Consider the following 10,610-nt stretch of genomic DNA (forward strand, 5'->3'; position numbering starts at 1 on the left):
CCCATGAACACGGTTTCCGAAAACAGAACCAAGAGCCTGCTTTACCTCGATGGCGTCTCCGTTTCCTTTGATGGGTTCAAGGCGCTGAATTCCCTTTCATTCGTGGTGGAGCCGGGCGAGCTTCGCGCCATCATCGGTCCGAATGGCGCGGGCAAGACAACGATGATGGATATCATCACCGGCAAGACACGGCCGGATACCGGCACGGTGCTGTTCGAAGACAGCATCGACCTCACCAAGAAGGACGAGGCGGATATCGCCCAGCTCGGCATCGGCCGGAAATTCCAAAAGCCGACGGTGTTCGAAAGCCATACCGTCTGGGACAATCTGGAGCTGGCGCTGAACCGCAAGCGCGGCGTGTTCGCGACGCTGTTCTACCGGCTGACGGCGGAGGACAAGGCGCGCATCGAAGATATCCTCGCCACCGTGCGGCTTGGACACCGCCGGGGAGACCTCGCCGCCAATCTTTCGCATGGGCAGAAACAGTGGCTGGAGATTGGCATGCTCTTGGCACAGGAACCGAAGCTTCTCCTGGTGGACGAGCCGGTGGCGGGTATGACGGATGCGGAGACGGCGGAAACCGCGGTGCTTTTGAAGGAAATTGCGAAAACCCGTTCCGTTGTGGTGGTTGAGCACGATATGGGCTTCATCCGTGAGTTGGGGGTGAAGGTAACGTGCCTTGCCGAAGGCTCGGTGCTGGCCGAAGGGTCGATCGATTTTGTGTCCAGCGATCCGAAGGTGATCGAGAATTATCTGGGGCGGTGATGGTGATATTTGCGGCTATAGCCCCCTCTGCCCTGCCGGGCATCTCCCCCTCAAGGGGGGAGATCAGATGCCGCCCTCGCTCGCTCCTTTGCCACGATGCTATGCGGCAGAGTGTTCGCCACTTGCCGATCTCCCCCCTTGAGGGGGAGATGCCCGGCAGGGCAGAGGGGGGTAGCGCGGCCCACCATACCGTCATTGGAGTTTCACCATGCTGACAGTCGACAACATCAACCTCCATTACGGCGCTGCACAAGCCCTGCGCGGCGTATCGCTCACCGCTGAAATGGGCAAGATTACCTGCGTCCTCGGCCGCAACGGCGTCGGAAAAAGCTCGCTGTTGCGCGCGGTCACCGGCCAGCAGGCTACCAGCGCCGGCACGATCCGTTTCGGTGATGCGGCACTGGATGGGCTGGCGCCTTACCAGCGGGCGAAGCGCGGCGTCGGTTACGTGCCGCAGGGCCGGGAAATCTTTCCGCTGCTGAGCGTTCAGGAAAATCTGGAGAGCGGCTATGCGCCGCTGTCGCGCAAGGAGCGGTTCATCCCGGATGATATTTTCAGCCTGTTTCCGGTGCTGCAGACCATGCTGTCGCGCCGCGGCGGCGATCTATCCGGCGGTCAGCAACAGCAGCTTGCCATAGGCCGGGCGCTGGTCACGCGGCCGAAAATCCTCGTTCTTGACGAACCGACCGAGGGCATTCAGCCGTCGATCATCAAGGATATCGGCCGGGCGATCAAATATCTGCGCGATTCCACCGGCATGGCCATCCTGCTGGTCGAGCAATATCTGGATTTCTGCCGCGAACTTGCCGACTATGTCTACATCATGGACCGCGGCGAGATCGTGCATGAGGGGCTGGCTGCAACGCTGGATACGCCGGAAGCGCGGCGACATCTTACCGTGTAGAGGCGACCGTTCCGCTCACGACATAAGAACGGCCGATTAATATTTTGAAAGTCCATGCGCTGCTGCATGGCTTTCATGCAGCATTTTAGCATTTCATTAAGTAAAAGCCTGTGTTATTGGGGCCATGAAATGCTGCATGCGAGACACAGAAGAAGTCTATTCGCACGCCGCGACTGTTGATCCCTTACATTTCCCGAACGCTCGACGTATCGTCGGGAAACTGTGCCAATAAAGGCGTGTCAATGATTCAAGACTTTGCAGTGGGCCGGGCTTCCCGGTGGGTGCGTTTCGCACGCAGCCTGTTCATCGGGCTGGTAATCAGCGCAGGCGCAGGGGCCGCAGCGTCGGCATCGACCTGCGGTCAGGATATCGGCCCCGGCATGGAACCGGGTCGGCATGATTTTTCCATTCTCTCTAACGGGCAGAAACGCGACGGCGTCTATTTTGTTCCATCCGCCTATGATGGAAAAAAGGCACTGCCTGTCGTATTCGATTTCCACGGCTCCAACAGCAACCCGCACGGGCAGCTGAACCGCAGCGGCTGGGACAAGCTTGCCGAGCGTGATGGTCTTGTGGTCGTCGCGCTGGCGGGCAGTTTAAACGGCGAATTGCCGGGCACCCATGCCTGGAATGTTCCCGGCGTTACAACACGCCCCGGCGGGCTGGATGAGGTGAGCTTCATTCATGATGCTATTGCCATGGTGAAGGGCAAGTTCTGCGTCGATGAGGAACGTTTTTACGGTTCCGGCTATTCAGGCGGCGGGCGCATGTTGTCGCAATTCATCTGCACCGGAGCCAAGGATTTTAATGCCGCCGGTTTTGTCGCCTCGTTGCGCGCGGGTTATCCGCAGGAAACCGAAGGCAAATGGGCACCTGATGCGGCAAGCTGTACACCGGCGCGGCCGATGTCGATCATCGCCTTTGCCGGGCTGAAGGATCCCGCCAACCCCTATCAGGGCGGCGGCAAATCCTACTGGCAATATAGCGGCGAGACGGCGCTGAAGCGCTGGGCCGAGATGGATGGCTGCAAGGGCGCCGCCAAAAGCAAGGTGGGCGAGAGCTTCACCGTCAATTCCTACGATGTCTGCAAGGCCGGTGCGCGCATCCAGTCCTATGTCATCGAGAACTGGGACCATGCCTGGCCGCGCGCCACCATGAAGGCCGAGGTTCTGGCGGCGAACGCCGTTGTTACCCGCAAGCCCGGTGGCGAGCAGACGCCGAAGGCGCAGCCCGCCGTGGAGCGCAAGATGCCCACAGGCGAAGTGACGCGCACGGTTGATGCGGCCGAAAGAATGTGGGATTTCTTCCGCAACACGGAAGGGCAGATGGTGGTGGACGCCGTCGTCAAGAAGGATTGCGTCGCCAAGGCCAATCCCGCTTCCGCAACCGTTTCGGAGACCGCGTGCAGCAGCAACAGCAAGCCATCAGCCCTTCCGGTTGCGAAGACGCTCAACCTGTCCGGCAACAACGCGCCCGTGGCAGAGGACGCATTGTAACCAAGGCAGTTGAAGGGCGCAGCCGGCTGGACGAGTTGTTTCAGGAGGGCTGCGCCAAAATCCGTCTGCCGGACACCTTTTCCAATGAAATGGAAGCCATTCTCATCAATTCCTCCGGCGGCCTGACCGGCGGGGATGACATCGAATGGCAGGCAGCCGCCGGCGCCGGTACCTCGCTTGTGGTCACGACACAGGCCTGCGAGAAGGTCTATAAGGCCTCATCGGGCACCGCCACCGTCGCCGCCCGAGTTTCCGCCGGGCCGGGCGCGAAGCTCCACTGGCTGCCGCAGGAAACCATCCTGTTCGAGCGCGCGTCACTCACCCGAAGGCTTGAAGCCGATCTCGATCAATCCTCAGAATTTATCGCCGTCGAAGCCGTTCTACTTGGCCGCCAGGCCATGGGCGAGGCGATGACGCATGGGCTCTTTCGCGACCGCTGGCGGATTCGCCATGGCGGCAAGCTGGTGCATGCAGAAGAGTTGCGGCTTGAAGGCGAGGTGGCGGCGCTGACCGCGAAGACGGCGGTTCTGGCCGGTCAGGTCGCCTTTGCAACGCTGCTTTATATCGGACCGCTTTCCGAGGCGCTTCTGCCTAAAATCCGGGCGATTGCCGGGGAAAGCGGCGGCGCCAGCGAATGGCAGGGCAAGCTCGTGGTGCGCGTTGCCGCCGCTGATGGTTTCTCCTTGAGAAAATTGCTTTTTCCGATCATTTCGCTCTTGCGAAACGGCGCGCCAGTGCCGAAAGTCTGGAATCTGTAAACCCTTCGGATCGTCTCGTGACAGGCGTTCTTCGGGGTCTGTCAAATATCGGATCTGGTCTCCAGCAAACCTTGTTTGCGGAGCAGATGCCAAGCTGTGGGACGACGATGAACCTTAGCCCAAGAGAAAAAGACAAGCTGCTGATTTCCATGGCCGCTATGGTGGCGCGCCGCCGGCTGGAACGTGGCGTGAAGCTGAACTATCCGGAAGCGATTGCGCTGATTACCGATTTCGTCGTCGAGGGCGCCCGTGATGGCCGTGCCGTTTCCGATCTGATGGAAGCCGGCGCGCATGTCATTTCCCGTGATCAGGTGATGGACGGCATTGCCGAGATGATCCACGATGTGCAGGTAGAAGCGACATTCCCTGATGGCACCAAGCTGGTGACCGTTCACGAACCGATCCGGTAAAGGGAGGCAGATTTGGCGCTGGAACTGAGGCCCAATTGCGAATGCTGCGATCGCGATCTAGCGCCCGATAACAGGGACGCGATGATCTGCTCGTTCGAATGCACCTTTTGCGTCGATTGCGTGACTGGCGTGCTTGATGGCGCCTGCCCGAATTGCGGTGGTGAGCTGGTACGCAGGCCCGTCCGCCCGGCGGCGAAACTCGTCAACAATCCGGCATCAACGAAGCGCGTGCTCAAGGCCAATGGCTGTTCATCCGCCCATGCCGCCTGAGACAGAAATAAGGGGAGCACCATGAAGCCAGGCGAAATCATTGCCGCTGAAGGCACCATCGAACTCAATGCCGGCCAGCCGACGGTGACGATCGAGGTGGCCAACTCGGGCGACCGGCCGGTGCAGGTGGGCAGCCACTACCATTTTTTCGAGACCAATGCGGGTCTCCTTTTCGATCGCGACAAGGCGCGCGGCATGCGTCTCGATATTCCTGCCGGCACGGCAGTGCGTTTCGAGCCCGGCCAGAAGCGGGAGGTAACGCTGGTGCCGCTGTCCGGCAAGCGCGAGGTTTATGGTTTCCGTCAACAGGTCATGGGGAGGTTATGAAATGGCGACGGCGCATTATCATGGAAGCTGCCAGTGCGGCAGCGTCAGCTTCGAGGTCGATGTCGATCTCGACCATACCGTCATTTGCAATTGTTCGCGCTGCAAGCGTCTGGGCTCGACACTCGCCTTTGCGCCGCGGGAGAAATTCACGCTGCTTTCCGGAGAGGACAAGCTGAGCGAATATCTCTTCAACAAGCACAAGATCCATCATTTTTTCTGCTCTACCTGTGGCATCGAAAGCTTTGCCTATGCCGATGGGCCTGACGGTACGCCGATGGTGGCGGTCAATGCCAATTGTCTCGATGGCGTCGATCCAAGAGCGTTGAAGCCGCAGGCTTTTGACGGCGCGGCGGCCTGAACGATGGCGATCAGCAAAAACAGCCTTGCCGCGGCCACCGTCTTCTGGGTGGCTGCAGGCATCTCTGGCCCGGCCGCCGCACAGGAGCCGGATTGCAAGGAACCGCAGACACAGGCGGATATGACGATTTGCGCCGGCAAGGATTACGAAAAGGCCGACAAGCAGCTCAATGTCGAGTATCAGAAGCTGCGCAAGCTGCTTACCGAACGTGACAAGGCGGCGGATGCGGATGGCAAGGGCGCGGGCGATGCGCTGGTCACTGCCCAGCGCGCCTGGGTGGCGTTTCGCGATGCCAATTGCGCGCTATCAGGCTTTCAGGCGCGGGGTGGTTCGATGGAGCCGATGCTGATTTCTTCGTGTCTGGCCGAGATGAGCACAAAGCGGGCGGATGATCTGCGCCAGCTGTCGGAAGGCTTCTGAACGCATGGGGCGGCGGATCGCGATTGTCGGAAATGGGGAGTTGCCGCCCGGCACCGCCCGGCTTATCGACCGTTCGGATATCGTCATCCGTTTTAACGACTGCCGCTCGCTGGGGCTTGGCGGCACGCGCACCGATGTCGTGGCCGTCTGCAATACAGGACGGCCTGGTCGTGAGATGACCGAAGGAGCCGAATGGCGCGAGAGCGACGGCGTGCGACAGGCCGCTGCCATCTGGTCGGTGCGCGATCCCGCAAAATTTGCAGAAATGGAACCTGATATCCGCGCGCGGTGGCCGGAGCTCACCGATTTCTGCGTGGATTACACCGCTGCCTTTGCAGCAATCGCGCGGGCGGGCGGCAAAAGCCACGTCGTTATCCATCGGGAGGTTCATGAACGGCTCGATGTCGCGCTCGAAGCTTACGAGCCGGAACCTTACGTCTGCCCCAGCACCGGGCTTGTCGCCATTGCCCATGTTCTTGAGACTGTGAGCGGTGAGGATGACGAGGTGGCGATTGCCGGTTTCGGCCACCAGGGTTGGAGTGGCCATCCATTTTCCGCCGAAAAGCAGCTGGTTGAAACCCTTGCGGTTGCACGCCGGCTTAAACGAATTTCTCCCACATCGATTTTCTCCGCGTCCGAAGGAGCCTGAGCCCATGCCCTACAAGATTTCCCGCGCCGCCTATGCCGGCATGTTCGGCCCGACCGTTGGCGACAAGGTGCGTCTTGCCGATACCGAACTCTTCATCGAGATCGAGAAGGACCACACGACCTACGGCGAGGAAGTGAAATTCGGGGGTGGCAAAGTCATTCGCGACGGCATGGGCCAGAGCCAGGCGACACGGGCCGAAGGCGCTGTCGATACCGTCATCACCAATGCCGTGATCGTTGACCATAGCGGCATCTACAAGGCCGATGTGGGCCTGAAGAACGGCCGCATTCACGCCATCGGCAAGGCCGGCAACCCGGATACGCAGCCCGGCGTGACGATCATCGTCGGCCCCTCGACGGAAGCAATCGCCGGCGAAGGCAAGATCCTGACGGCCGGCGGCATGGACGCGCATATCCATTACATCTGCCCGCAGCAGATCGAGGAAGCGCTGATGAGCGGTGTGACCTGCATGCTCGGTGGTGGTTCCGGACCGGCGCACGGCACGCTTGCCACCACCTGCACCGGCGCATGGCATATCGAGCGCATGATCGAAAGCTTCGATGCTTTCCCAATGAACCTGGCACTCGCCGGCAAGGGAAATGCCTCGCTGCCGGCACCGCTGGAAGAAATGATCCTGGCTGGCGCCTCCTCGCTGAAGCTGCATGAGGACTGGGGCACGACACCCGCCGCCATCGACAATTGCCTGACGGTGGCCGACGACTATGACGTGCAGGTGATGATCCACACCGACACGCTGAACGAGAGCGGTTTTGTGGAAGACACCGTCGCCGCGATCAGGGGCCGCACCATCCATGCTTTCCACACGGAAGGGGCGGGCGGTGGTCATGCGCCTGACATCATCAAGGTCTGCGGCAATCCGAACGTCATTCCGTCCTCGACCAACCCGACGCGGCCTTACACCGTCAATACGCTGGCTGAGCATCTGGATATGCTGATGGTGTGCCACCACCTGTCGCCATCCATCCCCGAGGATATCGCCTTCGCGGAAAGCCGCATCCGCAAGGAAACCATCGCGGCCGAAGATATCCTCCACGATATCGGTGCGTTCTCGATCATATCCTCCGATAGCCAGGCCATGGGCCGTGTCGGCGAAGTGGCGATCCGCACCTGGCAGACTGCGGACAAGATGAAACGCCAGCGCGGTCGCCTGAAGGAAGAGACCGGCGAGAACGATAATTTCCGTGTCCGCCGTTACATCGCCAAATATACCATCAACCCCGCCATTGCGCAGGGCGTCAGCCACGAGATCGGCTCTGTCGAAGTCGGCAAGCGTGCCGATCTGGTGTTGTGGAACCCGGCGTTTTTCGGCGTGAAGCCGGAAATGGTGCTGCTGGGCGGCTCTATTGCCGCAGCGCCGATGGGCGATCCGAATGCCTCCATTCCAACGCCGCAGCCGATGCATTACCGGCCGATGTTTGCTGCTTATGGCAAGCTGCGCACCAACTCCTCGGTGACTTTCGTCTCACAGGCGTCTCTGGATGGCGGCCTTGCCCAGCGCCTTGGCGTTGCCAAGAAGCTGCTGCCGGTGAAAAACGTGCGCGGCGGCATTTCCAAGGCGTCGATGATCCACAATTCGCTGACGCCGCATATCGAGGTCGATCCGGAGACCTATGAGGTGCGGGCGGATGGTGAGCTTCTGACCTGTGAACCGGCGACCGTGCTGCCAATGGCGCAGCGTTATTTCCTGTTCTGACGGGAAGTTCCATTGACACGTGCCCTCAGATGGATCAGTCGCGGCGTGCTGCTGATCCTCCTGCTTCTGGTGCTGGGCACCGTGACGCCGCGCCCCTTTATTGCCGATGATGCAGACGGCGTGAAGGAGCGCGAAATCCTGCTGCTGTCCAATCCGATCCACACCGATATCGCGCTGCCGGTCGATAATGATCTGCGGCGGGTGTTCGCCGAATTGCAGGAGGGCGGCATCGCGGTCAATCATCCAGCCGCGGCCTATGTGGTGTTCGGTTGGGGCGGCAGGGCGTTTTATATCCAGACGCCCACTTGGGCGGATCTGAAACCGATGCCGGTGCTGCGCTCATTCACGCTGGACAACTCCGTCATGCATGTGGATGTGACAGGCGATTTTCCCGCCGATCTCGCTGGCGTGAAACGGCTTCGCATTTCCGAAGCGGGTTATCAGCGCCTTGTCGCAGGCATCAGGGCAAGTTTTGCCGGAAACGCTGGCGGTGTCAGGCCGATTTCCGGTGCCGGCTACGGCCCCACGGACGCGTTTTTCGAGGCGAACGGCTGGTTCAATGCGCTGGCCGGCTGCAACACATGGTCAGCCGCGATGTTGCGGGAAGCGGGCATTCAAACCGGCTGGTGGACACCCCTGCCGACGCTGTTGAACTGGTCGATAGAACTGCACAATTGATCCCCAATTCCGTGCGGCATTTCGCGCATTTGGCGGCTGAAATCCTTTTTTTATGCTGCACCGCAGCGCGTCATGCGCTATGGAAACTGCTAAAGAAGTCCGCGCGGATCGATCCCAAGCGATACCTCGCAAAAACGCCAGAACAGGAGACAAGACATGCTCGGCAAAAAAGTGCCCGCCGTAACCTTCCGCACGCGCGTTCGCGACGAGGCCGTTGGCGGCCCGAACCCTTTCCGTTGGCAGGACATGACCTCCGACGACTATTTCAAGGGCAAAAAGGTCGTCCTCTTCTCGCTCCCCGGCGCTTTCACGCCGACATGCTCGACCTACCAGCTTCCCGATTTTGAAAAACTCGCGCCTGAGTTCCGCGCGCTCGGCGTTGATGACATCTATTGCCTTTCGGTCAACGATGCCTTCGTCATGAATGCCTGGGCCAAGGGTCAGAACCTCGAAAACGTCAAGGTCATTCCTGACGGTTCGGGCGAGTTTACCCGCAAGATGGGCATGCTGGTCGCCAAGGACAATCTCGGCTTCGGCATGCGCTCCTGGCGTTACGCTGCCGTCATCAATGATGGCGTCGTCGAGCAGTGGTTCGAGGAAGAAGGTTATTCGGACAATTGCGATAGCGACCCCTACGGCGTTTCCTCGCCGCAGAACATTCTGGAAAACCTGAAAAGCCGCGCTGCGGCCTAATCTCGGTTTTCGTTTCTGATGAAAGCCCGGCAGTGATGCCGGGCTTTTCTTTGTCCGACGTGCTTTTTTCTGCCGCGCCGGCCTCTTAACGCTCCTTCATCCCGGACATGATCCGGGGTCCGGTGCGATCAAGACTTTGATCGCGTGGGAGGCTTTTCACGCCACAGACGGGCCGTGGCTGGATGCCGGGTCAGGCCCGGCATGACGGAGAGAGGTCTCCAGCTATCGTCAACCTTCTGAAATCGCGCCTTGAAATCATGCCCGCTATCCGTCAAAAATCTTCTCCCCAAGACTGTTTCTGAAACGGATCATCCCATGTTGCGCGTCACCTCCTATCACCCCGCCGGAACCCCCGGCGACGAGCCCTCCGGCTACGTCACGCTGGCACATGACCAGCGGCATCTGCGCCGCAAGCTTCTGCATCTGCAGAATGACGAGATGGTGATGCTGGATCTGAAGGAAGCCGTACTGTTTGCCCATGGCGACCTGCTGGTCGTCGAAAACGGCGATCTGATCGAGGTTCGCGCGGCTGATGAAAAGCTGTTCGAAATCAAGGCGAAGGACCGGCTGCATCTCATTGAGCTCGCCTGGCATCTGGGCAACCGGCATCTTTCAGCGCAGATCGAGGAGGAGCGCATTCTCATCCTGCGTGACCATGTCATTCGCGCCATGCTGGAAGGTCTGGGCGCCACAGTGCGCGAGGTGGAAGAGTCGTTCCAGCCGGCACGCGGCGCTTATCACGCCCATGGCGGCCACTCGCATGGCCATGATCACGGGCACGGCCACCACCATCATGATCACGGCTGAGGCGTGAGCGGGGAAAGCGGCGTTGCCGCGCTGCTGCGGCTGATGGCCTGGATGTCGCCGGCCTTTCCTGTCGGCGGCTTTTCCTATTCGGGCGGGCTGGAAAAGGCGGTGGAGGACGGGCGCGTGCGTAACGCCATCGAGTTGAGCGGCTGGGTGGAAACGCTTCTTCTCCATGGCAGCCTCTGGAATGATGCGGTTTTTCTGGCACAAGCCTGGCGATGCTCGCAGGATGCCCTAGCACTCAGCGAAACGGCTGATCTTGGCCGCGCGCTCGCCGGTTCGGCGGAGCGTTATCGGGAGACCGTGCTTCTGGGTGACGCTTTCGTTTCCGCCGCAGGCGCATGGCCGCATAAGGTTCTTG

The 10,610-nt window shown here is 60.3% G+C and carries 15 protein-coding genes; all 15 read left to right on the forward strand.

Features of this window, described 5'->3' with window-relative positions:
- Nucleotides 1-3 precede the first annotated feature (3 nt).
- Entirely contained in the window at nt 4-765 is a 762-nt protein-coding gene (gene urtD, locus ACUTJJ_RS16730) for an urea ABC transporter ATP-binding protein UrtD (protein ID WP_445542835.1), read from the forward strand.
- A 208-nt stretch (nt 766-973) separates the two neighbouring features.
- Nucleotides 974-1,669: an urea ABC transporter ATP-binding subunit UrtE gene (gene urtE / locus ACUTJJ_RS16735; protein WP_445542836.1), complete on the forward strand. Its 696-nt coding sequence runs from the start codon at nt 974-976 to the stop codon at nt 1,667-1,669.
- 242 nt (nt 1,670-1,911) lie between these two features.
- Nucleotides 1,912-3,165, forward strand: a complete 1,254-nt coding sequence (locus ACUTJJ_RS16740) for an alpha/beta hydrolase family esterase (RefSeq protein ID WP_445542837.1) — start codon at nt 1,912-1,914, stop codon at nt 3,163-3,165.
- On the forward strand, nt 3,072-3,923 hold the full coding sequence (locus ACUTJJ_RS16745; RefSeq protein ID WP_445542838.1) for an urease accessory protein UreD: 852 nt from the start codon (nt 3,072-3,074) through the stop codon (nt 3,921-3,923). The genes ACUTJJ_RS16740 and ACUTJJ_RS16745 overlap by 94 nt, the downstream gene beginning before the upstream one ends.
- A 107-nt stretch (nt 3,924-4,030) precedes the next feature.
- Nucleotides 4,031-4,333 carry an urease subunit gamma gene (locus ACUTJJ_RS16750; protein WP_063948239.1) on the forward strand — a complete coding sequence of 101 codons (303 nt, stop codon included), beginning with the start codon at nt 4,031-4,033 and terminating at the stop codon, nt 4,331-4,333.
- 12 nt (nt 4,334-4,345) lie between these two features.
- Complete coding sequence (locus ACUTJJ_RS16755) at nt 4,346-4,603, forward strand: DUF1272 domain-containing protein (protein ID WP_445542839.1); 258 nt, start codon at nt 4,346-4,348, stop codon at nt 4,601-4,603.
- A 21-nt stretch (nt 4,604-4,624) separates the two neighbouring features.
- Nucleotides 4,625-4,930 carry an urease subunit beta gene (locus ACUTJJ_RS16760; protein ID WP_063948241.1) on the forward strand — a complete coding sequence of 102 codons (306 nt, stop codon included), beginning with the start codon at nt 4,625-4,627 and terminating at the stop codon, nt 4,928-4,930.
- A gap of 1 nt (nt 4,931) precedes the next feature.
- Nucleotides 4,932-5,288: a GFA family protein gene (locus tag ACUTJJ_RS16765; protein ID WP_209087272.1), complete on the forward strand. Its 357-nt coding sequence runs from the start codon at nt 4,932-4,934 to the stop codon at nt 5,286-5,288.
- A gap of 3 nt (nt 5,289-5,291) precedes the next feature.
- Nucleotides 5,292-5,708, forward strand: a complete 417-nt coding sequence (locus tag ACUTJJ_RS16770; RefSeq protein ID WP_445542840.1) for a lysozyme inhibitor LprI family protein — start codon at nt 5,292-5,294, stop codon at nt 5,706-5,708.
- 4 nt (nt 5,709-5,712) lie between these two features.
- Nucleotides 5,713-6,357 (forward strand): Urease operon accessory protein, encoded by a 645-nt coding sequence (locus ACUTJJ_RS16775; RefSeq protein WP_445542841.1) that lies wholly within the window; start codon nt 5,713-5,715, stop codon nt 6,355-6,357.
- A 4-nt stretch (nt 6,358-6,361) separates the two neighbouring features.
- Nucleotides 6,362-8,071 carry an urease subunit alpha gene (gene ureC, locus ACUTJJ_RS16780; protein WP_209087278.1) on the forward strand — a complete coding sequence of 570 codons (1,710 nt, stop codon included), beginning with the start codon at nt 6,362-6,364 and terminating at the stop codon, nt 8,069-8,071.
- Between the two features lie 12 nt (nt 8,072-8,083).
- Nucleotides 8,084-8,749, forward strand: a complete 666-nt coding sequence (locus ACUTJJ_RS16785) for a TIGR02117 family protein (RefSeq protein ID WP_445542842.1) — start codon at nt 8,084-8,086, stop codon at nt 8,747-8,749.
- A 156-nt stretch (nt 8,750-8,905) separates the two neighbouring features.
- Nucleotides 8,906-9,442 (forward strand): peroxiredoxin, encoded by a 537-nt coding sequence (locus ACUTJJ_RS16790; RefSeq protein WP_063948247.1) that lies wholly within the window; start codon nt 8,906-8,908, stop codon nt 9,440-9,442.
- 315 nt (nt 9,443-9,757) lie between these two features.
- Entirely contained in the window at nt 9,758-10,249 is a 492-nt protein-coding gene (gene ureE / locus ACUTJJ_RS16795) for an urease accessory protein UreE (RefSeq protein ID WP_445542843.1), read from the forward strand.
- Between the two features lie 3 nt (nt 10,250-10,252).
- Nucleotides 10,253-10,610, forward strand: a 358-nt coding sequence (locus ACUTJJ_RS16800) for an urease accessory protein UreF (RefSeq protein ID WP_445542844.1), incomplete at its 3' end; no start/stop codon positions are given.

Source organism: Agrobacterium sp. DKPNP3, assembly GCF_052686535.1.

Coding starts and splice junctions, on each gene's coding strand:
- ureC (WP_209087278.1), top strand. CDS start 6,362: ATGCCCTACAAGATTTCCCGCGCCGCCTATGCCGGCATGTTCGGCCCG.
- ACUTJJ_RS16770 (WP_445542840.1), top strand. CDS start 5,292: ATGGCGATCAGCAAAAACAGCCTTGCCGCGGCCACCGTCTTCTGGGTG.
- ACUTJJ_RS16765 (WP_209087272.1), top strand. CDS start 4,932: ATGGCGACGGCGCATTATCATGGAAGCTGCCAGTGCGGCAGCGTCAGC.
- ureE (WP_445542843.1), top strand. CDS start 9,758: ATGTTGCGCGTCACCTCCTATCACCCCGCCGGAACCCCCGGCGACGAG.
- ACUTJJ_RS16740 (WP_445542837.1), top strand. CDS start 1,912: ATGATTCAAGACTTTGCAGTGGGCCGGGCTTCCCGGTGGGTGCGTTTC.
- ACUTJJ_RS16790 (WP_063948247.1), top strand. CDS start 8,906: ATGCTCGGCAAAAAAGTGCCCGCCGTAACCTTCCGCACGCGCGTTCGC.
- urtE (WP_445542836.1), top strand. CDS start 974: ATGCTGACAGTCGACAACATCAACCTCCATTACGGCGCTGCACAAGCC.
- urtD (WP_445542835.1), top strand. CDS start 4: ATGAACACGGTTTCCGAAAACAGAACCAAGAGCCTGCTTTACCTCGAT.
- ACUTJJ_RS16775 (WP_445542841.1), top strand. CDS start 5,713: ATGGGGCGGCGGATCGCGATTGTCGGAAATGGGGAGTTGCCGCCCGGC.
- ACUTJJ_RS16760 (WP_063948241.1), top strand. CDS start 4,625: ATGAAGCCAGGCGAAATCATTGCCGCTGAAGGCACCATCGAACTCAAT.
- ACUTJJ_RS16750 (WP_063948239.1), top strand. CDS start 4,031: ATGAACCTTAGCCCAAGAGAAAAAGACAAGCTGCTGATTTCCATGGCC.